This is a genomic window from Colwellia sp. BRX9-1 (assembly GCF_014077195.1).
In the GTDB taxonomy this organism is placed as follows: Bacteria; Pseudomonadota; Gammaproteobacteria; order Enterobacterales; family Alteromonadaceae; genus Colwellia_A.
The window spans coordinates 159,370-184,042 of sequence record NZ_JACGVM010000006.1 but is presented as its reverse complement, the minus strand read 5'-3'; the positions used below and the strand labels follow the sequence as shown (position 1 = coordinate 184,042).

Sequence of the window (24,673 nt, the reverse complement as noted above, 5' to 3'; positions counted from 1 at the left end):
CCTGAATTATTGGTGTAATTTAGCAATACGTTTTAATATATTTTGAAAGTAATGAGCACCTTTCTCTTGGGCTAAGGCAATATTATTATCAGGTATTTGCTGTGGATTTTTATACACAGATAGTACCTTTTCCATACTCGCTTCTCGTATTAAATGAAGCGTAGGTAATGGCGAACGGTTGGTATAATTAGAGGCTGCGTTGAATGGCTCACCTTCAAAATAATAATCAGGATGAAAACTGGCCAGTTGAAAGACACCTTCATAACCTAAGGTGAACAACAATTCATTAGCCTCATCGAGTAAATCAAGGTAGCTTTCAAAACCTTTAAAGCCTTCAGTAAAAATCAATAAAGTCGTTTCTATGCTGGGGTCAGCGACAAGTCTTTCAAATTCTATGGCTAATTCTGCTAAAGACGATTCGACCTTTTTTGCTGGGCAAACTTGATAATGTATCGTGTTATTAACAAACTCTTTTTTTGCAAAAGGGCAAAAATTCAAACCAATAATTATTTCTTCTAGCCACTGCTTAGTTTGTGAAATTTCAACGGCATACATTTGTTTATCAGGCATTTTGTTGCAGTTGCCACATCGTTGCGTAATGACCCTTTTTAGTGAGTAGCGTTTGATGATCGCCCTGCTCGATTATTTCCCCTTTGTGCAGGACAATAATATTATCGGCATCAATAATAGTTGATAATCGATGAGCTATCACTAAGCTAGTGTGATCTTTAGCCACCTCTTTGATTGCTTTTAAAATAGCTTGCTCTGAGTGACTATCAAGTGACGACGTTGCTTCATCAAAGACCAAAATAGCAGGATTTTTCAAAATGGTCCGGGCAATGGCAACCCGTTGCTTTTCGCCGCCAGAAAGCTTTAAACCACGCTCGCCAACGACGGTATCGAAACCTTTTGGTAACGAGGTAATAAAGTGACTTAAATGCGATAATCTTGCGGCTTCTTCAACTTGTGCATTACTCGCGTTTACATTGCCATATTTAACATTTTCAAATAAACTTTCATTAAATAACACCGTATCTTGTGGCACGATGCCAATATTCTTTCTCAAGGAATGTTGCGTAATATCAGTAACTGCTTCGCCGTCAATTTTAATACAGCCTTGTTGGCAGTCATAAAAACGAAAAAGTAGTTTCACTAAGGTCGATTTTCCTGAGCCACTCTCGCCAACAACAGCGACTTTTTGACCCGCTTTAACCTCGAATGAAACATTTTTTAAAATGGGTCTTTGCTCATCATAAAAGAAGCTAACGTTATCAAATTTAATAGCACCATGGCTTATCGCTAATTCTTTGGCATTTTGTGCATCAACAACCTTAGGTACTTTTTGCAACAAGGTAAACATTTGCTCAATATTTGCTAAAGAACCTTTTATTTCTCGATAAACAAATCCTAAAAAGTTTAAAGGGATAAACAATTGCATCATAAAAGCATTAACCAGGACAAAGTCTCCTAAGGTCATTTGTTGATGAGTCACTTGATAAGCCGCTAACGCTAACATTGCCGTCATCGCTAACGACACGATAATGGCCTGACCACCATTTAAAGCAAACAGTGACAAACGGTTTTGCATTTTTGCTTTTTCCCAATCAGCTAATTGACTGTCGTAAGCTGTTGATTCATATGATTCATTAGTAAAATATTTAACCGTTTCATAATTTAATAGACTGTCTATTGCGCGAGTATTACTTGATGAGTCAGCTTTATTTGCGGCTCTAATGTAGCGCGTGCGCCATTCTGTTGCGTAAATCGAGTAAGCGATATAGCTGGCAATAGACACGCCGGTGATCAGCGCAAACCAAATGCCATAATTCACCCATAATATGGTAATAACCATAATTATTTCGAGTAAGGTTGGCACAATATTAAAAACCATAAACCGCATTAAGAAGTTAACCCCAGACGTACCACGGTCAATGTCACGCGAGAGTCCACCTGTCTGGCGGTCCAAATGAAAGTCTAAGTCAAGTTGATGGAGGTGTTCGAAAACTTTCAAACCAATGCGGCGGATCGCTCGTTCGGTAACACGGCCAAATAAGGTGTCGCGTATTTCTGCCAGTAGCACAATAGTTAAACGCACTAAACCATAAGCGGCAACTAAAGCAAAAGGCACAATGAAAATATTGTTTTCTTGTTGAGCATCAAGTCCGTCAACGATATCTTTTAAGATAAAAGGCAGATAAACACTGGCGAGTTTAGTTAACACCAAACAAAACAACGCAAAACCTATTCGCACTTTAAATTCGAGTAAGTAGGGAATAAGTGACTTTAGCACTCGCCAATTAATGGTGGCATTTTCAGGTGGCGAGTAGGAAGATCTGCGCATTAAGGGATATTACTCTGGTAGGAATTAGGCAAACTTTAACGGCTTTAATCACTTAAAGCAATCAAGAAAATCAACCCATAGTGAACACAACATCTGTTTTTCACTTAATTGAAAAAGCGCTGCCGCACTTCAGTAGCTATAAACTGAGTATATTAAGTACGTCTCTGCATATCTAATCCATAACGCCACTTTAATCATGACGCTGATCTGAAATAAACAGCTAAAAAAAAACTGATTATAATTTGTTGTTAGCAAATTATAATCAGCATTTAATCGTCTCTAAGAGCGAAGGAGAACTCCATAGTTATTTAAAGTTCCCCCTTTTAAATAGATAAGTAAAGTCTATCAGTAAAAGAATCACATACCGGTAAATATACGTACCTAAAAATTTATTGCCTTACGTTAAGCTTTAAATTGTTGCGTTAATTTATTGAGCTCATCTGAAGAACTTTGCATAAGTTGAGAATTTTTTGTCATCGCATTTAATTGTTCTAAACTGCTATGACCTGCGCTAACAATTCTATTAACGTTGCTGCTTAACTCTTCTGCAACAGTACTTTGTTCTTCAACCGCAGAGGCTATTTGCGTCGCCATTTCAGTAATTTGTTCTGTAGAGCTTAAAATGCTACTAATAGACTCACCTGAACTGAGTGCATTTTCAACTGACGCCTTACTTTTAACCTGGCTATCTTCCATAACATGAACCGCTGATTTAGCACCTGATTGTAAACGTTCAATGGTCTGCTGAATTTGTGCAGTGCTTTCTTGAGTTCGACTGGCCAAAGCCCTAACTTCATCTGCAACCACAGCAAAACCACGCCCTTGCTCTCCAGCACGAGCCGCTTCAATGGCAGCGTTTAACGCCAATAAGTTTGTTTGTTCGGCAATTCCGCGAATGACATCTAAGACTGAAACAATGCCTTTAACATCATCCTCAAGTGCACCAACTACCTTAGTGGCTTCATTAAGGTGATCTGATAAGCCATTTATTGACTCAATAGACTCTTTAATAATAGCGGATACTGCTCGTGCATCTTGATTTGCTTGCTCTGCTGAGCCTGCAGTTAACTGAACATTATTAGCAATTTCTTTTGCTGACGCTGACATTTCAGTGATGGCGGTAGCCACTTGATCCGTTTCAGACTGTTGATTTTCTAAATGCCCACGACTGGCCTCAGAAGCTTGATATACATTTTGTGACACCTCTGAAGTCTGCTTTACCGACAATTGAATAGATTGAACAAGTAATTGAATTTTATCTACAAAGACGTTGAATGACTCTGCAACAAGGCCTATTTCGTCTTCACGTTTAACGCGTAGTCGCTGCGTTAGGTCGCCTTCTCCACGCGCAATATTCTCTAAAGCATTGGCAACTTCACTTAAAGGCTGTGTCACTAGTTTAGCGAATAAAAAGTAGATCGCTGAAATTAAAAATACGTCAAGCAATACTCCTTTAACAATGATGCGAGAAGCTAAAGATGACAATTCGGTATCTATTGAAGAACTATCGATAAACAAAGTAACATTACCAACACTGGTACTTTGACCGTCCTCAATATGTTGTAACTTAAAAGTGATCGCTTCGTTTGTTTTCTTTCCTTTTGATTGAGATATTGTTTTTTTATCTTCATTGGTTATTTCTATTAAAGCGATGTCTTCTGATTGTTGTTCCGAGTTTAAAATACCCTTCATTTGATCTTCTTCATAATTCCAAACAGCAGAAGGTAAATTAAGTTTCAATCGAGACTCGACCAAAGAAAGTTGATTTATTTGCTTATTTTTCAGTAAATTACTTTGTGCCATATAATCATACACACCAAAAGAAATGACGAGTGTGGTGACAATAATCAATGCTGAAAAAATAAGTTTAAATGATATAGATTTAGTAACGTTCATATTATTTTTATACCTTTTTACTGCCAGTCTTGTAGACCATATTTATTTAGAATATCTTTTAGCTGTCCAGATGCTCTAAGTGTTTCTGTACCTTTTTCGATTAATTCAATGTACATTTTACTGGTCGGTTTTGCAGGTGAACAAGCAATGTAAATCGGTGCTTTTTCAGCGTTAGTCCCTGCGCTTTTTAGTGCTTCATTAAAACCAAGTTCTTTTAACTTTGCATTCGCGACTGAAACCGATTCAACGACAACATCAATTCGGTTATTAACGAGTTTTTTAAAGTTTTTTTCCAAAGCATCAGTTCCTGAAACATCTTTAAAAACATCGGGTCGACTTTTTATTAACGCGTCAAACTCTTCGCCATAAGCATAACCACTAATAACACCTACTTTCTGAGTTAATAGCGAATCAAAACCGGTAAACGTCCAAGTTGATGCATTATTAACATAATATCCCGTACCATCCATTCCCCAATTCAAAGAAGGAAAAATAAAATCGGGTGCATCTTCAGGATACGCTCCGACAACGCAGTCAAACTTACCTTCACGAACCGAGTTTACCGCCCTTTCCCATGGCATTACCTTATAATCAACAGTATGTCCTGCTGCTGTAAAAATTGCTGTAGCCATATCAATCATATAGCCTTGCTTGTCACCATTTGGATCGCCATTCATCGGAAACCAGTCATCCGCTCGAATAGTAACTGTCGCTGCAGATGCTGGCAGTGAAATAGCAATAGTAAGTAAACCAATAACTAGTTTCATCGTATTAGCCTTGTGTAATGTTAGTTGAATGAATTACGCACATCTGCTTTTAATCAACTGTTATCATATTCATTAATAACAAAGTGCGTAAATATAGCAATCTATTGAGTTAGCCTGAAAAACTATTCTTTATGTATAATTGACATAAGGTCCTATTCATTCAAATATTTTTTCATCACTGCCGTAATATCAATCTTCTTTAAACCTTCATTATAGATAGCTAACCATTTCTGACCTTCGGTACTCTTTTTAAAGGCTACGAACAATTCCTTTTCTGTCAACAACTTAGTATTCATTTGCACTTGTTCTTGCGCCTTTTCTAAGTCTTTGCTATTTGCTAGTAAGTAGCTGAAAACATTGGTATCGATAACAGCAGCATCGATTCGACCACCCGCAACTTTACGAATGTTGGTTTCATCAGAGGTAGCGGTTTGCGCTTTTATTTCGCCACTAGCAATCAATGCATCAACTTCAGCTGTATTAACATAATCTTGAACTACGCCAATTTTATATTGCGTTAAATCTTTAACCGCCGACCATACTATGGGTTTTTTCTTGTTTTCAATTAACCCTAAAGGGCCCTTCCCCATCGGATTAGAAAATGAAAACTCATTAGACTCATAGTAATACTCAGGAAAATAACCTGCATATTTTGAGTCTGGTTCCGATGCAAGCTTTACAGCACGGCTCCAAGGGAAAAAATCAACCTTCAACTCATGTCCCATTGCCTTAAACGCTGCTTTAGCTACAGCAACTGAAGCACCTTGCTCATTTAAAGCCTTTCCAGAATATGGCGGCCAAGTTAACGAGGTTAGATGGACAGTGTCGCTAAATGCGGGTGTGCTAAAAGACAAAATTAATATAATTTTTATGACTTTATTAAACATGGCTATCTCCTAAAACTGAAATGTACGAGCAACGGTAAGCAATAGTGTGGTATCGCCATAAGTATCTAAATCAGTGCCGTGCAGCCCTAATGAAAAATCAAAACCATTGGTACTAAAGTTACTGGTGACTTGCCAATGGTTATAACTGTCACTACCGGGCTCCCATTGCCATTTGTCATCATCTAAACTACTCGACCTGTCAATACCCACTAATAAAGTTAACTCATCATTAATAGTAAAGGTATGATTTAACATAACAATGTAATGACCTGCCCCTGTTCCAAAGTAATCCCAAGCATACCAAAAGTTTAAATCGGTAGCGCCGAAATTCCATTTAGTATATATCTCAGCATAATTACCGTCAGAACTATAGCTTGCGCCGTTATAAGTATATTGAGCAACGCCAACATCAAGATTAACGTTATCATTTACTGCGGTGTAATAACCGAGATAAACATCTGCTTCTATATTCGTATCATCACCAAAATCAACATTTGACGCCCAACCACCCGCATACCACCCCCCCGCACCAGACCAATCAAGACTACCTTGAAGTGCTGGGCCCTCATCTGTTTGACTAACACCATTAAAAAGATAATCGCTTGCTACTGTAACGGTTGATGACCAGTCAGCGAACGCAGGTGAAGACATGGTAAGTAAAGTTGTTACTAATATTAAATGTTTTTTCATTAAGTTAATCCTATAAAAGATATCTATAAAATTATAGTCACTGATCGCTTAATAACAATATTTTACTGATATTAATAAGTAGATGGGCTAACTCAACTCATTGATGGTGAAGAACTTGTATGGTGATTACGGCAATAAATGTTAGCAGATGAGTTATTTAAGTCGTATTGGTATTAGGTAATTGCTGTATTAATGCTACTTTATGTTAGTTTGCATTAATAATAGTTAGTCGATATCGATGTTATTATCTAGTCATCAACTCCGCGATGAATAGGGTGTGATAAGTTTCTGTGATTTTCCCTAGAGGCCATTTATCTAAAATGCCAAGATATTAACCTATCTCGATAAAGATGAAGTTAGTTTGTTAAATAGTTAAATAGAGGTTCGAAAATCAACAGTCGCTTTACGGCCACCACTTGCATCATTATTTTGATATGACCAATGCATTTTATTGACGATTTTATCAACTAACCTTAAACCTAAACCATAGCCGTAATCAGCACCACTGTGATCAAAGTCACCTTCACTTATATTAATATTTTCAACGATAACTAGGCCTTGGCTACATTGAATAATAACTTCGCCTTCTGCTGTATATTGAAATGCATTGCGAATTAGATTGTTGAGGATCAAGCGACAAGGTGTTTCAAGTACCTTAATATGAGTAGGCGTCAATTTAAGTGTTATTTTAACTTTTTTACTTTGTAATAAGTACGCGTTATCTTCAACCAAGTTGTTAATCATCAAGTTTAAGTCTATTTCGACTAAAGCCAATGTTTGTTGATTGCTTTGTTCTATCGAGTGTTCCTGGCTGAGCCATAATAGTGTTTCTGTGGTGTGTTGCATATTGAGTGCTGCCCTACTGATTCGGGCTAAAGACTGTTCACCTTTGTCTTTATTATTTTCGCTAGAGAATATTCGGGTTAATAATTCACTGTTACTTTTAACAACCGCTATTGGGGTTCGTAATTCATGACTTGCATGGCGTAAAAAATCTTGTTCTTTACCAAGCATAGCACTGAGCCTTAATAGCGCTTTTTGTTGTTGAACTGCAATCGCTGTTAATTCATAGAATTCAAAGTTTGGTGTGTCTTGCTCAACATTTTCAAGGGTTAAACTTTCAACCCAATCACCAATACGATAAAAGGGTGTTAACGTTCGTTTAAGCAATAACTGGACAGAAAAATGCATCACTAATAAAAAAATCAATGCGATTGGCCACGTTAGCTGGAACATTTTACTGATACCCATTTGGCTTAAGGCATCATATTGTTTAATATTTATTTTTCGTACTAAATAGAAAATTTTACCATCAAATAAGGGCTGTGCAATAACAAATATAGCCTGCTCTGGCCATGAAATAAAAGTGTCTTCACTGAAAAGTCTAATGTTATCCATCGCCATTTTTTTTACATTTTCAAAGGCAGCAAAATGCTCTCGTACTTCGACGGGAAGACTTTTCCAATCTAAAAAACCTTGGAAGTGAATGTTATTAGGCATTGGATGATCGATGTTTTTTTGATATTGACGTGCAAAATCATTACTTTCTAAATGAAGATCCTGAAAGTTAGCTTCATCAAGCCCATGAATAAAATAAAAGTTAATCACTAAGGTGTAACTAAGCACGATAATTAAGGCAATCATGCTTTGTACTTTTAAGACGTATCGACGAAGGGTTTGTGGTTTTTTCTTAGTTTTACTCATATCAATTATTAACTATAAAGTCGCTATTATAATGTTCATTAATCTCATCATGCACGAAAAACAAAACCTTGTCCCGCCACCGTATGAATAAGCTTACTTTCATTGATGGTATCGACTTGTTGTCTCAATTTAAACAAATGGACTTTCAAACTATCACTGTCTGGTTGTTCATTACCCCAAACAGCTTGTAACAGTTGTTTTTTTGAAACAACCTCAGGTGATTTTCGCATCAGTACTTCAAGAATTTTCCAACCTGTTGGTGACAATTGTAACGTACGTTGTTGCCGTTTTAATGTTTTAGCGCCAAAATCAGCGTCAAGACCGAACAGTGATAATAGGTTTGTTTGACCACTGCGGCGATTTGCTAACACCTGAATACGGGCAATCAGCTCTTGCATTTCAAACGGTTTAACCAAGTAATCATCTGATCCTGCCGCAAAGCCAGCCAGTTTATCATCTAAGGTATCTCGAGCGGTCAACATCAAAATCGCCGTACTATTTCCTTGCTCGCGCATTTTTTTGCAGACGGTTAAACCGTCCATGCGCGGCATATTCACATCGAGGATCATCACATCAAAGTGGTGATTACTGAGCAATGCTAAGCCAGCAACACCGTTAGCTGCGTGATCACAGGTTATGCCTTCTAATTCAAGATAATCAATAATTGTTGTCGCTAAATCAAGATCATCTTCAACTAACAGTACATGAACTAGCATCGACTGATCTTAAAGAAACTGGCATATAAAACAGGTACAACCGCTAAGGTTAAAATTGTACCAACGCCTAAGCCGAATGCTAATACGGTTGCCATACCATAAAACATTGACATTGGGTCTATCAATAACGGTAATAACCCCATAATGGTGGTAACGGTTGTCATCGTTATTGGGCGTAACCGTGTTAAACACGAATTAACAATGGCTTGATAGTCACTTTGCCCTGTGGCTCGTTCAATTTCAATTCGGTCAATTAAGACAATCGCATTATTAATAATAATACCTGCCAAACTATAAATACCTAAGGTGACCATAAATCCAAAAGGCGCATTCATGACTAATAAACCAACAACCGTCCCTATCAGTGATAAGGGAATAGTCAGCACAATAATTGACGCTCGGCGGAATGAATTAAATTGCATAACCAATAAAATTAGCACCAAACCAATAACCATCGGCATACTAGCCCCAAGAGCTTGTTGCGCTTCTTTAGACTGGACAATAACACCGTCGTATTCAATTAAATGGTTAACGGGTAAATCTTTTTTTAATGCTTGAATATCGCCGTCAATAACCCCCTTTAGATCTTCCGCTGTCATTTGGGTATTACTGGCTTCAATCGTGATAGTGGTAAACATGTTCTCACGTTGAATTTTTGCATACTGATTAACTGGAATAAAGTCTGCCACTTGAAATAAGGGCACTGATGATCCAGTTTGATTAGAAAATATTGAAACGGTACGCAGCCTATCTAGATTAAAACGCTCTTCTTCTTCTGCGCGAAACACCACGGGAATAATATCATCGCCATCGCGATATTCAGTAACATTAGCGCCGCTAAAGTAGCCTTGTAAGGCGGTAGCTACGTCAGAAGAGGTAACACCGGCTCGACGGGCACGATGTTGATCAATTTTAACTTGCATCTTAACAATACGATTTTCCCAATCGGTACGCACATTTTTAGTATGAGGGACCGCTTGTAAAACGCTCATAATTTCTTTAGCTTTTTCATATAAAATGTCTTTATCAGGACCTTTTACTTGAATACTTATTGTGCTTGAATCTGAAGGGCCCGCAAACATCCGCTTAACGCGTCCAGACACATTGGGGAAGTTTTCAATAATACCGTTATGTAATTTATTAACAAAAGTATTAATTTTTGTCTCATCTTTAACATTAATGACGACAAACCCTTTATTATTAGCGGGATCTTCTGGATTAAGTGTTAATACAAAACGCGGTCCGTTAAAACCAGAATACCCCGAATAGTTACTGATCTCAGGAAAACTCGTCTTATCATCTAACCAAGTAAACACCTCTTGCATTTGACGATTAGTTTCTCTTGCCGAAGTCCCATTAGGTAGGTCAATGTACATCATCACCTGAGTTCGGTCAGAGTCAGGAAAGAATTGTTTTTTTAGTAAGCCAAAGCCACTTAAAGATACGATTAAGGTGACGACCATCAAGGTCATAAAAATGGCTTTATGTGCTAAAACCCAATGAAGAAATTTTTCATATATTTGATAGAATTTCGTTGAATTTTCAGTGGGTTTATCTGTTGTTGCCGCCCCCTTATTTTCAGCTTTGATAAAGAAATAACAAAGCGTTGGAGTAACACATAAAGCTAAAACCCAACTGGTCATCAACGTTATCAGTATAACCAGGGAAACTGAGCGGGTGAATTCACCCGCCACATGCTCGGCAAGCATTAAGGGTAAGAAAAATAAAATCGTGGTTACCGATGAACTGAGTAATGGCATGGCAAGTTCTTTACCGCCCTGGCACATGGCATCAAAGCGGTCTATACCTTGTTCAATTCTTCGTTTAAAGTCTTCAGCGATAACAATGCCATTATCAACCAATAAACCCAAGGCAATGATAAGTGTTGCTAAGCTCATTTTCTCTAACGTCATACCAGAGAACTTCATAATAGCTAATGTGGTTAGCATCACAAAAGGTACAATTGAGCCAACAATTAAACCGGTACGTAAACCTAAAAAGTAAATAACAACCAATAATACAATCACCAGTGTTTGTATTACATTGATTGAGACCCCTTCAATAGATTTCTGTACTTGATCCGCTTGATAAGTTGCAATATTGATTTTGTAACCAATCGGTAAAGTATTTTCAATGTTGGTGACCATATTTTTAACTCTTGGCGCATATTCCAATAAGTTATATTTTTGCAGCATGGAAACGCCAAACATAATAGCGGGCTCGCCATTAAAGTAGGCAGGTTTATCTGGCGGATCAATAAAGCCTCGGCGCAGGCTAACAATATCTTTTAGCGCGATGGTATCGTCAGTCCCGGTGATCCTAATATGAGTATTACCTATTTCTTCCAGTGAAGAAAAATTACCCGTTGGCTCAACCACGATGGAACGTAAACCCGTATCGATTTGTCCACCTGGACTAATAATATTTTGATTTTGTAGTTCACTAATAATGCTACGCGGTGAAATACCCAATTGAGCGAGTTTAGCTGTTTTTACTTCAAGGTATATTCGCTCAGCTTGAACGCCGATAATATCAACCTTTTTAGTACCGGCAACACTGTATAAATTGTCACGAATATGTTTAGAAATATCATACATTTCACCTAAGTCAAAACCGTCAGCGGTTAAGGCTAAAGTGACAACAGATACGTCACCAAATGAGTCATTAACAAAAGGAGGACTAGTCCCTTCTGGCAAATTCAATTGCGCTTGTTTAACTTTATTACGTAAGTCTTGCCAAATATTATCTAAATTAAAATAGCGATCGTAAATTTCAACATGAATGACCGATTGTCCCGTCATAGAGGTCGATGTAAGTTTTTCAACTTCAGGAATTTTTCTAATTTCTTTTTCAATGGCACGCGTGATTAATTGTTCAACACGTTCGGGGGCCATGCCTGGGTATGAAGTGGTAACAATGGCTTTACGTATAGTTATTGTTGGGTTTTCTTGTGCTGGTAAGGTTAAATAAGCAAAAACACCGTTGATCAATAATAAGGCAAGTACCATTAAAATGGACTTTCGGTAGGTAAAAGCAATTTTAGTTAAATTCATAAAAGTCTCTAAATTTCAAGTTATACGGAAACGTGATTAATTAAAACGCTTTACATGCTTATCAAGCAACCGAACCGACTGGCCATCACGTAAAAACGAGACACCGGCAATCGCAATGATTTCTCCTGACGATAAGCCAGCAGAAACCAAGACTTCATTGTTTAAAATACTTTCTGTTTGCACCATACGTTTTTGTAAAATTTGTTGTTCAACGTTATAAACAAATACATACGACTTTTGTCCTTCATCTGCTGCCAGTGCTGCAATAGGGAGACGAAAAGCTTTACCTTGATAACCCGTTCGTCCAATACCTTGAAAGGTAAAGTCAACTTCGGCTGTCATGCCTGCTCGCAAATTTTTTGTTTCAGAATTAATAAGAATAGTCACCGGAAATGCATTAGCTGTAGCGGCGCGAGAACTAATTTCTGCGATTGTGCCTTTACTGTTTAAGCCGGGAAACGCGGGATAATGAATATCAATTTCGCTTCCTTTAGATAAATCTCTGATCATCGTTTCGGGGACCATGACTTGCACCTCTAAACCATCGTCACCTTCAATTTGAAAAATGGCTTGGCCCGGAGAAATTTGCATAGAAGGTTCGCTAAGACGTTTCGTTATTTTACCATTGTAAGGGGCCGTTAATATTGAATCACTTAAATCTTTATTGGCGATATCAAGTTGAGTTTTAGCAATGTTTACGGCACTGCTTGCTGACTCAAAAGCTGCTTTGGCATTATCAAAGCCAGACTTTGACACTAAACCTTTGGCTGATAACTCGGCGTAACGTTTATATTCATTTTCAGTTTCAGATAGTGCGGCATAGCTTTTTTGTAGGTTTGCTTGTGCTGATTGACGACTCAAATTAAAGTTTCGTTGGTCTAAACGCGCTAGGGCATCGCCTCGCTTAACTTCATCACCGAGTTTTACTTTTATCCATTGTATTTTTCCACCAACCTCAAAACTTAAATTAGCTTCTTCAACCGGGTAAATAGTGCCAGACAAACGACGCACTTGGTCAAATGAGGTTTGCTGAACTTCTTGCCATGCAATAGGACGAATAACTTCTTCAAAAGGCTGCTCTTCTTTACCACACCCTGAGAGTACCGTGATAATAGAAAAAGCTAATAAAAATAAACGCATACAAAACTCCATGAAAAAAACTGCAATAATAAGGCTATTATAGCGGCTTTACAGTTAACGACCGGTTAATTATCAATACTGTTAAATAATTGCTCTGCTAACGCTTTTAATGTCTCTGCATCTGGATTTGATTGAGCAAAAGTGCGTAAACCATAAATCCCCATGATTAAAAATTGCGCTAAGTGTTCACTCTTTTTATTTAATGATAATTCTTTCGCTGCTTGTGCTTGCAAAAACTTATCAGCTAGCGCTTGTTGCCATTGTAAAACATTGTCGGCAATAACGGCTTGTACTTCTTGATCTTCTTCTGTTGACTCGTAAAGGGTTTTAATAAATAAGCAGCCTTTCGCGGGGTCACCGCTGACACACTCATTGACCATATGGTCTAAATATTTTTTTAATTGTGCAAGAATGGTTTCGTCACTTAAAAAAAACTGTGAAAATTCGGCATTACGGTCAGCTTTATACTGGGCGATAGCGGCTAACAGTAAACCGCGTTTATTCTCAAATGCACAATAAATTGAACCTGGATGTAAACCTGTCACTTTTTTTAAATCAGGCATACTTGTCTTGCTATAGCCTTTTTCCATAAATAAGCTCATCGCTGCTCTTAACACTTTTTCTCGGTCGAACTCAGCATTCCTCATGATCACCACTTTTCATTTATCTACTAGATAACGACATGATACTTAATTTTGAACAATCATTCAAAAATAATACTTGAATGATTGTTCAAATAACGTTATCTTGAACGCATATTCAAGAAAGAAATCAATTAATAGAGATAATTAATGACTGATAATTTATTCCAACCTTATGCACTAAATGACACCATCACTTTAAATAACCGTATATTAATGGCGCCATTAACCCGCTGTATGGCCGATGATAACTTAGTGCCTACGGTAGCAATGGCCGAATATTATGGCCGCAGAGCAGAAGCGGGTTTAATCATTTCTGAAGCAACGATAATCCGTCCTGATGGTCAAGGTAATCCGAATACACCGGGCTTATTTACCCAAGAACAAGTCAATGCTTGGAAATTTGTCACCAAGACAGTTCACGATAAGGGCGGTAAAATATTTGCTCAACTTTGGCACACCGGCCGAGTTGCTCATCCTCACTTCTTTGAGCACAATAATAATGGCTCTAGTGACGTTTTAGCGCCATCGGCGGTAGGTGTTGAAGGCACAGTACCGAGAATGCGTGATTTAAACTATCAAGTGCCAAGAGCTGTTACTCATCAAGAGATTGAGCAGTTAATAGCAGATTTTGCTCAAGCGGCAGAAAATGCTATCGAAGCAGGTTTTGACGGTGTCGAGATTCATGGTGCTAACGGCTATTTAATTGACCAGTTCCTTCATTACGACAGCAACCGTCGCACCGATGAATACGGCGAAACACCAGAAAACATGACACGTTTTCCGTTAGCGGTTGTTGATGCGGTTATTGCCAGCATTGGTAAAGATAGAACGGCATTAAGAATAAGCCCAGGTGCCTATTTCTTCATGTCTGGGGATGGAAGAGACCGCCAAGTATTTGATCACTTACTGACCGAACTTGAACAGCGTGATCTGGCATTTTTACATTTAGGTATTTTTGATGATTCTATGGTCTTCGATTATTTAGATGGCCAAGCATCAAGTTATATCCGCGCCAACTACACTAAAACATTAGTGGGTGTAGGCAGTTATACTCCAGATACTGCCAGTGATGCCATTGCCGATAATAAGTTTGACTTAGTCGCAATCGGACGACCTTTTATTGCTAATGCTGATTACGTCGCTAAAGTGCGAGTGGGTGAAGATTTGGTTGAATATAATGCCGAAATGTTAACCAGCTTAATTTAAAGAATAGCGAAGCGAAGCATAACTTGCTTCGCTTTTTTTAGTCGCTTACCCTAAATTTAAATCGCTAAAAAATGTCCGTAATAAAGCCGTGATCCAACCAGTGACTCTAGCTCTGCACTGCTAGGAAAAGTAGCCCACTTTTTAGCATTTTCTTCAACCGCTGCTTCATCTAACCAAACTAATTGCCAACAAATTTCTTCATCATTATCGGTCTTACTTAATATACGATGTGATATTAAGACGGCTCTTTCCTTGTTCATTTCTTCAAACAATAACTGACTTAATTCAATCACTCTTTGTTGATTTTCTTTACTAACAGAAAATACGGCAACCTCATAACAATATGACATGTAAACTCTCACTAGGTGATCAATCAATGACTTCACTTGGTATATCCATCAATGATGATTATAATCTCGAATAATTTTTCAAATATACAACGAGCTAAGATTAATTACTATGGATCTATTTTTACTTAAAAAAATTATTAGCGCGCTGATCATGCCGTTAAGTATCGTCATACTATTATTGGTATTAGCTATTATTTTTTATCAATATAAAAAGAGATTCAGTTATAGCTGCTTAATCTTGGCGACCTTATTATTAACGCTAGGTTCATTAAGTCCGGTTGCTAATCTAGTTATGGCGCCGCTAGAAAGCCAATACTCCGCGTTCACACGTTCAAGTAAACCTGTTGATTATATTATTATTTTAGGCTGCAAGCACACCACAGATGCTCAATTACCAGCGACTAGCGAATTAGGTGTTTGTTCGTTGCAACGACTCGTTGAAGCGATGCGTATTCTGCGTATTCACCCTGAAGCGCACTTAATTACCTCAGGTTATGCTGGTAATGACGAAACAAGTAATGCCGAGAAGGTTAAGCAAGCCGCAATGCTGTTAGGTGTTGCTGAGAGAAAAATAATTGTTGAGGGATTTGCACAAGATACCGAAGAAGAAGCACAATTAATGGCGCCAAGGGTCAGTGGAAAAAACGTTGTCTTAGTAACTAATTCTGACCACATGCCGCGTGCAATTAAGTACTTCCAACGAGAAGGTATTAACCCCATCGCCGCCCCCGCAGGTAAATGGACCAAAGGAATGAATGACGAAAAATATTGGCAAGATTATATCCCTACGCCAAAAAAATTAGAACAAACAACTCATGCCTGGTATGAGAGCATAGGCCGCGTGGTTCAGTCGTTAAAGAGCTAATAGCGGCTTATATTACGCCTGACGGTTTCAGTATCTGGTCTTTATGTTATGAACGACGAGATCCTGAAATAAATTCAGGATGACGGATGGGGGGTCATATGACGTACGCGGGTGCATTCTGTATCTGGTCTTTGTGTTCTTCGCCCGTCATACTGAACTCGTTTCAGTATCTGGTCTTTGTATTCTTCCCCGTCATGCTGATACTGAAATAAATTCAGCATGACGGTTTCTGTATCTGATATTTATCACCTTCGCCCGTCATGCTGGACTCGTTTCAGTATCTGGTCTTTGTATTCTCCGCCCGTCATGCTGATACTGAAATAAATTCAGCATGACGGTTTCAGTATCTGGTCTTTGTCCTATGAAGTACGAGATCCTGAAATAAATTCAGGATGACGAATGGGGGGTCATATGACGTACGCGGGTGCATTCTGTATCTGGTCTTTGTGTTCTTCGCCCGTCATACTGAACTCGTTTCAGTATCAAGTCTTTGTATTCTCCGCCGTCATACTGATACTGAAATAAATTCAGCATGACGGTTTCTGTATCTGGTCTTTGTGTTATGAACGACGAGATCCTGAAATAAATTCAGGATGACGGTTTCAATATCTGATCTTTATGTTCTCCGCCGTCATACTGATACTGAAATAAATTCAGCATGACGGTTTTAGTATCTGGTTTTTGTGTTGTGAAATACGAGATCCTGAAATAAATTCAGGATGACGGATGGGGGTTCATATGTCGAATGGGGTGCATTCAGTATCTGCTCTTTGTGCCATGAAATACGAGATCCTGAAATAAATTCAGGATGGCGGATGGAGGTTCATATGTCGAATGGGGTGCATTCAGTATCTGGTCTTTGTGCTCTCCGCCGTCATACTGGTACTGAAATAAATTCAGCATGACGGTTTCTGGATCTGGGCTTTATCACCTTCGCCCGTCATGCTGAACTCGTTTCAGTATCTGGTCTTTGTGCTATAAAATACGAGATCCTGAAATAAATTCAGGATGACGGATGGGGGCTCATATGACGAATGGGGTGCATTCAGTATCTGGTCTTTATGCTCTCCGCCGTCATACTGGTACTGAAATAAATTCAGCATGACGGTTTCAGTATCTGGGCTTTATCTTCTTCGCCCGTCATGCTGAACTCGTTTCAGTATCTGGTCTTTGTGCTATGAAATACGAGATCCTGAAATAAATTCAGGATGACGGATGGGGGGCATATGTCGTATGGGGTGTATTCTGGATGACGTAGGGTTTAATCATTACGGCTAAGTATATTCTCTAAGCAGGGTTATCAATATCAATAAAAACTGTTGGTATTGATAATTCTTTTTCAAGATGTTTGGCCAACGCTTTAGCGCCATAACGCTCGGTTGCATGATGGCCAGCAGCAAAAAAATGAATATCCATTTCTGTTGCAACATGGGTCGTTTGCTCTGAAATTTCGCCACTAATAAACGCGTCAATGCCCTGCTCTGCAGCAAGCTCGATATAATTTTGTCCGCCACCACTGCACCAAGCAACTGTTTTTATTTTTTTATTAGACGGTGGTGTAATATGCAAGCAATTTCTCGCTAGTTGCTGGGAGATACGTGTACTCAGTTCATCACCTGAAATATGGTGCGAGAATTCACCACGTACAGCGACACTTAAAGGATTGCCAACTTCTAGAGGTTGGACATTATTTATTTCAAATAATTGAGCAAGCTGAGCGTTATTTCCTAATATCGGATGAATATCAAGCGGCAAATGGTAGGCAAATAAACTTATATTGTGATCAAGCAGCGCCTTAATTCGTTGATATTTCATGCCACGAATAACATAAGATTCATTTTTCCAAAAAAAACCATGGTGTACCACTAAAGCATCTGCTTTTTCATCAATAGCTCTGGCAATTAACGCTTGTGTTGCGGTTACGCCCGTGACAATTTTATGGATTTGATCACTGCCCTGAACTTGTAAACCATTAGGACAAAAGTCTTTAATTTGTTCAGGCTTTAGCAAGGCATTTAGGTGCTGCTCTAAATCATTACGATGGATCATTACTGTATTCTCTTTGTTAGGAACTTAAAAGTTAGTTAATTTTATGTGATGAATTCATACTAGGCACTTCTACCTGTTTAAACTTCGGCCTTATCGCCCATTTAGGCTTAATAGGTGTTAACGGGTGGACACGTTTTTTGGCCACTAAGACATAGATAGACCCTAAATTAGGTAAGAAGTCACTGGCAATTTTTTGCCAAAGTTGAACAATTTTACCTTGGCTTAACCGTCCCGATAAAGAAGAATAAATAACTTTTTCATCAACTAATATTTCATAGCCCATTAAATGCAGCCAATCTTTCACTCGCATTGCCGAAAAAAAACGTTCGTTCCACGGAGTGTTATGTTTACGATAAGGAATAAATTTATTAAGTCCCGCTAAACTAAAAGGGTTAAAACCAGTAATAACTAAGTAACCATTAGGGATCAATACTCGGTTTGCTTCTCGCACTACATGGTGAGGGTCAAGTGAAAATTCTAAGGCGTGACTAAGTAAACAAACATCAATGCTATGTTCTAAAAAGGGTAAATCATCTACATCAGCAATAATATCACCGGTTTGTTTTCGCTCGACTAAATTTATTTGATGTTTAATTGTACAGCCTGAGCTGTCAATATGACCACTGAGTGCACCAATTTTTAATAGATGATAACCAAAAAATTTTGGCCACCACGGCGCTAACACTTGTTCAATTTCTTTAACAATGACCTCGCCGTTTGGTAAAGCTTGCCAAGATTTTGGGTAATGGGGTTGTCGATAGCCCAAAGCAGGTTTCATCAGTTAGATACGCCTTTTTAGTTCGTTTACGGGTATACTACTTACTCTACCTTCATTGAGGACGATTTAACGTGCAAAGTCAAACACTAAAGCCAATTTTGATTACGGCAATCCCCGCTTTTACCGACAATTATTTTTGGGCAATAACCTCTCATGAAGTAAACGTGACCGATAATAAAACGCTAAAACCCGTTGCTCTGGTCGATCCCGGAGATGCTAAACCTTGCATTACTTATTTAGAGGAAAATAATTTACAGCTATGCGCTATTTTAATCACCCATCATCATGCTGATCATACCGGTGGTGTTGCTGAGTTAAAGAGCTACTGTAAAAATAAGAACTGGCCACTTACTGTTTACGCGCCTGAAAATGAAAAGATAACCAATGTTGATGTTCGGGTAGTCGCTAAGCAAATAATCGAAATTCCTGCGCTTGAAACTTCTTTTGAAGTCATTGATCTCGCTGGGCACACCTTAGATCATATCGGTTATTACACTGGTGATGCTGTTTTTTGTGGTGATACTTTATTCTCAGGCGGCTGTGGGCGGATATTTGAAGGGTCACCAAAACAGATGTTGAGCGCTTTAACCCGTTTAACCGACTTACCCGATCGAACACATGTTTACTGCGCGCACGAATACACTTTAGCCAATTTAAAGTTTGCTTTAGCGGTTGAGCCAAATAACGCTGAACTCGTTCACTATTACAATCAAGTAGTAGAACGACGAGCAAAAAATATTCCCACCATCCCTAGTTCTATTTTACTTGAGAAAAAAATCAATCCGTTTTTACGTTGCCAACAACAAGAAATCATCGAAAGCGCTGTTGATTATAGTGGTAAAAACTCAATAAATACCTTAGCAACTTTCACCGTTATTAGGCAGTGGAAGAATGAATTCTAAGCCGAGAACACTTTGACTAATGTATTAGCCACGCTTGAATAAGCAGGCTAAATAAGTGAAACTAACCTTAAGTAAAATAATATAGTGCCTACATGAAATTTATCTTAAAAACATCAAACAAATCACCTGCTAAAAAATATACTTTTGCAAAAGCTCTACCGCTATCATTTTCTGTTGCTTTCTCGGTCATGCTAATGGGTTGTCAAGCGACGTCAGTGCAAAATAGTGATGGCGCTCAAGCAACAGATATTGACCAACGGATGATCGCTAGCACTGCTGAAATTAATCAGGCGATATTAGCCGATGAAAACATTGACATTATTCATCCGGTTGCGGATGTAGAATTTACCTTAACTGACCCAGAAATTGTTGATGATATTTATGTATCCGATGATATCTGGCAACGTATTCGCACTAAATTTACCTTTGAAATTCCAGAAGATAAACGCCTTACGCAGCAACGCAATTGGTTTGTAAAACATCCTGAATATCTTGACCGCGTAGCAAAACGTGCTGAGCCCTTTATTTTTTATATTGTTCAAGAACTTGAAAAAAATGATATGCCGCTAGAAATAGCGCTTTTACCTATAGTTGAAAGTGCTTTTGATCCCTTTGCATACTCTCATGGTCGTGCTTCAGGTATGTGGCAATTTGTTCCAGGAACCGGCAAGCGATTCAATATGAAGCAGAACTGGTGGTATGACGGACGCCGTGATGTCATTGCATCAACACAAGGTGCGATTCAATATTTAAAATATTTAAACAAATTTTTTGATGGTGATTGGTTATTAGCGCTCGCTGCGTATAATTCTGGTGAAGGTCGCGTAAAACGCGCAATGAAAAAAAATGCTCGTAAGAATTTACCAACAGATTTTTGGTCTTTAGATTTACCTAGAGAAACTAGAGCTTACGTACCAAAATTACTTGCGTTGGCCGATGTAATAAAACGTCCTGAAGATTTCAATATTAAACTTTACGAAATTGAAAACAAGAGTCAGATCACCAATATTGATATAGGATCGCAGTTAGATTTAGCAAAAGCGGCTAAGTTAGCTGATTTATCTTTAGCTGAATTACAGCGCTTAAACCCTGGATTTAATCGTTGGGCAACTGACCCTGATGGCCCTCACAGTTTATTGATACCAAACCATAAAGTCGCTAATTTTGTGAAGAAGCTTGCTGAACTTCCCCAAGAAGATCGTTTAGCATGGCAACGTTATAAAATTAAAGAAGGTGATAACTTAGGTGAAATTGCCCATAAATTTAATACTGATATCAAGTTAATTAAACAGGTTAATAATATTAGAGGCACACAAATTCGTGCGGGCAAACATTTATTAATTCCTGTAGCGACGCAGTCGCTCGACAGTTATGTCTTTTCTCAAAAGCAACGGACGGCGACAACTAAAAACCGTCAACGAAGTGGAGAGAAAACAACACACCTTGTCGTAGCAGGCGATACTTTATGGGATATAGGACAAACCTATAAGGTCAGTAGCCGAAGTATTGCAAAATGGAACGGTATGGCGCCACGCGATGTTTTAAAACTTGGCCAGAAACTGGTTATTTGGCAGAAAAGCGCTGTGGTTGAAGACAATTTAGCCAGCACAACGTCTTACCAGCCGCCAGAGCAGGCAATCATGCGAAATATCACCTACAAGGTAAGACGTGGTGATTCTTTCGCACGTATTGCCAATAAATTTAGGGTCTCAATTAGTGATATTGAACGCTGGAACAGTTTAAATCGCAAAAAATATTTACAACCTGGTCAAATGATAAAATTGTCGGTTGATGTGACTAACAATATTTAATCAATAACATTTGATGGTTAATAAAACGCTATTGACTGCAGTCTTTAGCGTTTTTTTACATTAAAAATGGCTCTTTATAACCATATATAAGTTATTCAGCAAAATAGCACTTGATAATATTTTTATAGCTGTCACAGTGGCCCTATCGTATAAACGATTAATTTTATACGTACCTCACAATTTGTTAATAATTTAAAGGAGTAGCGCTTCAATGTGTTCGATCTTTGGTATATTAGATATAAAAACAGGTGCAGACGCACTTCGTCCGAAAGCCCTAGAATATTCTCGTTTATTACGTCACCGTGGTCCTGATTGGTCCGGTATTTACAGCAGCGAACATGCTATTTTAGTGCATGAACGTTTATCAATTGTTGATACTGAGCATGGTGCTCAACCATTATATAACGAAGACAAAACAAACATTCTCGCTGTAAATGGTGAAATTTATAACCATAAAGTCCTAGCAGCAAACTTAACGGTAGATTACCAATTTCAAACTGGCTCAGATTGTGAAATTATTCTGCCACTATATAAAGAATTTGGCGTCGAATTTATTGATAAACTTCAAGGCATGTTTGCTTTTTGTTTATACAACGAAACTGATAACTCTTACCTTATAGCACGCGATCATATCGGCATTATCCCACTTTACACTGGCTATGATGAAGACGGTAACTTTTATGTTGCCTCTGAAATGAAAGCATTGATGCCTATTTGTAAAACAGTGAGTGAGTTTCCTCCTGGCCATATTCTTGACAGTCGTGTTGGCAAGTTACAAAAGTATTATAAACGTAACTGGCAACAATATTCTGCGATAAAAGATAATACCACCAGTAAAACAAAAATTCGTGAAGCGCTAGAAGAGTCGGTTAAAAGTCATTTAATGACTGATGTACCTTATGGTGTTTTATTATCGGGTGGTTTAGATTCATCGCTAATATCGGCTATAACGCAAAAATTTGCCGCTCGCCGTATTGAAGATAATGACTTAGCTGAAGCTTGGTGGCCAAAGGTTCACTCCTTTGCTTGTGGTCTTGAAGGCTCACCAGATTTAATTGCCGCGAAAACAGTAGCAGACAGCATAGGCACTATTCATCACAGCGTGGTGTTTACTGAGCAAGAAGGTATAGATGCCTTACAAGAAGTTATCTATCACTTAGAGACTTATGACGTCACCACTATTCGAGCTTCTACCCCTATGTACTTAATGGCGCGTAAAATTAAAGCCATGGGTATAAAAATGGTACTTTCAGGTGAAGGCGCTGATGAAATTTTTGGTGGTTACTTATATTTCCATAAGGCGCCTAACGCACAAGAGTTTCATGAAGAACTTAACCGTAAGTTAGACAGATTACATAAGTTTGATTGCTTACGTGCCAATAAATCTATGTCAGCTTGGGGTATTGAAGCCCGAGTGCCATTTTTAGATAAAAACTTTATGGATGTTGCCATGCGCATCAACCCAGAAGATAAAATGTGTGGCAATGGAAAAATGGAAAAAGCGATTTTACGTGAGTCGTTTGAAGGTTATTTGCCTAAAGATATCTTGTGGCGTCAAAAAGAGCAGTTTTCTGATGGCGTTGGTTATTCTTGGATTGACGGCTTAAAAGCGCATGTTGAGTCTCAAGTGACCGATCAGCAACTTGCAACGGCTAACTTTAAATTTCCAGTGAATACACCAGACAGTAAAGAAGCCTACTTTTATCGTACTGTTTTTGAAGATAAGTTTCCACTTTCCTCAGCAGCCGACTGTGTTATTGGTGGTAAATCTGTTGCCTGTAGTACTGAAGAAGCATTAGCATGGGATGAAAGTTTTCAAAATAATGCTGACCCTTCAGGTCGAGCGGTAATGAGTGTTCATAACGATAGTTACTAGCATTTATCCTTAAAATATTATAAAACCGATAAGTCTGACTTATTGGTTTTTTTTTCAATTTTTTATCTCATTAAAATAATGATATTAATTTGAATACATAGAATTATAATTGTGTAGAATAACTAATAAGATAAAAATGATATAAATAGTACTAACAGGAAAATATTTTGACCAAGCAAATCGACCATAACATGCCGAGTATCACGCCTGATAAAGATCAGGTCGAGGCATTCAAAAATACTCGAACTTATTCTCCCGCTTCAGCTAATTCGGTTGATAATACATCACCTCAGCCTAAAATAGTAAAGCCACAAAAAACACCTAGTTCACCACCAATAAAAATAGCTAAAGCGGCTATTATTTTTATTTATTTATTTATTGCGGGTGCTGGCTATTGGCTTTATCAAGAAAATATTAAAACAAATGCCATTATAGCTTCAGCAGAGCAACGTATTGCCGACTTAGAGCACCAACTTTCCGCTACAGGCGAAGAAATGGGTGAATCTGCAGTAGAGATGAAAGTACGCATAGAAACACTCGGCAAGACCAGTGATAAACTGTGGGAAGAAATGGACAAGCTCTGGGCTTCTGCTTGGCGAAGAAACCAATCTGAAATCAAGACTTTACAAAAAGACAATAAATTATTGACTGACTTATCGGTAACTCAAGGTAAAACACTTGTGGCAACAAACGCCACAGTAAACGAGGTCAATAATAAGCAAGTAGCTACTGAGTTCTCAATAGACGCGCTAAAAGAAAAGTTGACTGAAAATATTAAAAATTTATCGCTGGAGTTATCCGCTATAGAGTCAAACTCTCAACGTCGTGATAAACAACAAATAGCCCTGGCAAGCCGCGTCACTCAACTCAGTGAGCAGAATAAAAAATTATTATTAAAAGTTGAAAGTTTAGAAGCACTAAGCAACATACCCGCAAGAACAGCACCTCCTTTCTCTGAAGGTTCTTAACACAATAAAAATAAGCAAGAGTAGGTTAAT

The 24,673-nt window shown here is 38.3% G+C and carries 20 protein-coding genes; 6 read left to right on the top strand and 14 right to left on the bottom strand.

What is annotated here, in order from left to right; translation table 11 throughout:
• Positions 1-6 precede the first annotated feature (6 nt).
• The 11 genes from H4J76_RS08355 to H4J76_RS08305 form a co-directional block, all read right to left on the bottom strand.
• The gene (locus tag H4J76_RS08355) at positions 7-570 is read right to left on the bottom strand and encodes a DUF1415 domain-containing protein (RefSeq protein WP_220465293.1); all 564 of its coding nucleotides are present in this window, start codon (positions 568-570) and stop codon (positions 7-9) included.
• On the bottom strand, positions 563-2,341 hold the full coding sequence (locus H4J76_RS08350) for an ABC transporter ATP-binding protein/permease (RefSeq protein WP_182230415.1): 1,779 nt from the start codon (positions 2,339-2,341) through the stop codon (positions 563-565). The genes H4J76_RS08355 and H4J76_RS08350 overlap by 8 nt, the downstream gene beginning before the upstream one ends.
• A gap of 402 nt (positions 2,342-2,743) precedes the next feature.
• A complete protein-coding gene (locus H4J76_RS08345) occupies positions 2,744-4,237 on the bottom strand; it encodes a methyl-accepting chemotaxis protein (protein WP_182230414.1) in 1,494 nt (497 codons plus the stop codon).
• A gap of 17 nt (positions 4,238-4,254) precedes the next feature.
• On the bottom strand, positions 4,255-5,004 hold the full coding sequence (locus H4J76_RS08340) for an ABC transporter substrate-binding protein (RefSeq protein WP_182230413.1): 750 nt from the start codon (positions 5,002-5,004) through the stop codon (positions 4,255-4,257).
• Positions 5,005-5,156: 152 nt separating this feature from the next.
• Entirely contained in the window at positions 5,157-5,891 is a 735-nt protein-coding gene (locus H4J76_RS08335) for an ABC transporter substrate-binding protein (protein ID WP_182230412.1), read from the bottom strand.
• Positions 5,892-5,900: 9 nt separating this feature from the next.
• Positions 5,901-6,581: a TorF family putative porin gene (locus tag H4J76_RS08330; RefSeq protein WP_182230411.1), complete on the bottom strand. Its 681-nt coding sequence runs from the start codon at positions 6,579-6,581 to the stop codon at positions 5,901-5,903.
• A 372-nt stretch (positions 6,582-6,953) separates the two neighbouring features.
• A complete protein-coding gene (locus H4J76_RS08325; RefSeq protein WP_182230410.1) occupies positions 6,954-8,285 on the bottom strand; it encodes a HAMP domain-containing sensor histidine kinase in 1,332 nt (443 codons plus the stop codon).
• A 47-nt stretch (positions 8,286-8,332) separates the two neighbouring features.
• On the bottom strand, positions 8,333-9,001 hold the full coding sequence (locus tag H4J76_RS08320; RefSeq protein ID WP_182230409.1) for a response regulator transcription factor: 669 nt from the start codon (positions 8,999-9,001) through the stop codon (positions 8,333-8,335).
• Positions 8,995-12,054, bottom strand: a complete 3,060-nt coding sequence (locus tag H4J76_RS08315; RefSeq protein WP_182214338.1) for an efflux RND transporter permease subunit — start codon at positions 12,052-12,054, stop codon at positions 8,995-8,997. Before H4J76_RS08315 ends, H4J76_RS08320 begins: the two co-directional genes overlap by 7 nt.
• 36 nt (positions 12,055-12,090) lie before the next feature.
• Positions 12,091-13,194 carry an efflux RND transporter periplasmic adaptor subunit gene (locus H4J76_RS08310; protein ID WP_157471051.1) on the bottom strand — a complete coding sequence of 368 codons (1,104 nt, stop codon included), beginning with the start codon at positions 13,192-13,194 and terminating at the stop codon, positions 12,091-12,093.
• A gap of 65 nt (positions 13,195-13,259) precedes the next feature.
• Positions 13,260-13,841, bottom strand: coding sequence for a TetR/AcrR family transcriptional regulator (locus tag H4J76_RS08305; protein ID WP_182230408.1), 582 nt, complete (start codon positions 13,839-13,841; stop codon positions 13,260-13,262).
• Positions 13,842-13,985: 144 nt separating this feature from the next.
• Between H4J76_RS08305 and H4J76_RS08300 the strand changes: the two genes are divergently transcribed.
• Positions 13,986-15,044 carry an alkene reductase gene (locus H4J76_RS08300; protein WP_182230407.1) on the top strand — a complete coding sequence of 353 codons (1,059 nt, stop codon included), beginning with the start codon at positions 13,986-13,988 and terminating at the stop codon, positions 15,042-15,044.
• A 56-nt stretch (positions 15,045-15,100) separates the two neighbouring features.
• Here H4J76_RS08300 and H4J76_RS08295 read toward each other — a convergent pair whose 3' ends face one another.
• A complete protein-coding gene (locus tag H4J76_RS08295; protein ID WP_182214333.1) occupies positions 15,101-15,394 on the bottom strand; it encodes a hypothetical protein in 294 nt (97 codons plus the stop codon).
• A 109-nt stretch (positions 15,395-15,503) separates the two neighbouring features.
• Between H4J76_RS08295 and H4J76_RS08290 the strand changes: the two genes are divergently transcribed.
• Entirely contained in the window at positions 15,504-16,259 is a 756-nt protein-coding gene (locus tag H4J76_RS08290; protein ID WP_182230406.1) for an ElyC/SanA/YdcF family protein, read from the top strand.
• A 1,287-nt stretch (positions 16,260-17,546) separates the two neighbouring features.
• On the opposite strand, the gene H4J76_RS08285 is transcribed toward H4J76_RS08290, so the two are convergent.
• Complete coding sequence (locus H4J76_RS08285; protein ID WP_220466011.1) at positions 17,547-18,308, bottom strand: Nif3-like dinuclear metal center hexameric protein; 762 nt, start codon at positions 18,306-18,308, stop codon at positions 17,547-17,549.
• 31 nt (positions 18,309-18,339) lie between these two features.
• Positions 18,340-19,086, bottom strand: a complete 747-nt coding sequence (locus tag H4J76_RS08280) for a class I SAM-dependent methyltransferase (protein WP_182222146.1) — start codon at positions 19,084-19,086, stop codon at positions 18,340-18,342.
• A gap of 71 nt (positions 19,087-19,157) precedes the next feature.
• Between H4J76_RS08280 and gloB the strand changes: the two genes are divergently transcribed.
• The 4 genes from gloB to H4J76_RS08260 all read left to right on the top strand — a co-directional run bounded on the left by gloB (position 19,158) and on the right by H4J76_RS08260 (position 24,643).
• Positions 19,158-19,988 (top strand): hydroxyacylglutathione hydrolase, encoded by an 831-nt coding sequence (gene gloB, locus H4J76_RS08275; protein ID WP_310733526.1) that lies wholly within the window; start codon positions 19,158-19,160, stop codon positions 19,986-19,988.
• Positions 19,989-20,080: 92 nt separating this feature from the next.
• Positions 20,081-21,799, top strand: coding sequence for a LysM peptidoglycan-binding domain-containing protein (locus tag H4J76_RS08270; protein ID WP_182230405.1), 1,719 nt, complete (start codon positions 20,081-20,083; stop codon positions 21,797-21,799).
• Between the two features lie 211 nt (positions 21,800-22,010).
• Positions 22,011-23,675, top strand: coding sequence for an asparagine synthase B (gene asnB / locus H4J76_RS08265; RefSeq protein WP_182230404.1), 1,665 nt, complete (start codon positions 22,011-22,013; stop codon positions 23,673-23,675).
• Positions 23,676-23,842: 167 nt separating this feature from the next.
• The gene (locus H4J76_RS08260) at positions 23,843-24,643 is read left to right on the top strand and encodes a hypothetical protein (protein WP_182230403.1); all 801 of its coding nucleotides are present in this window, start codon (positions 23,843-23,845) and stop codon (positions 24,641-24,643) included.
• The last annotated feature ends 30 nt before the right edge of the window (positions 24,644-24,673 follow it).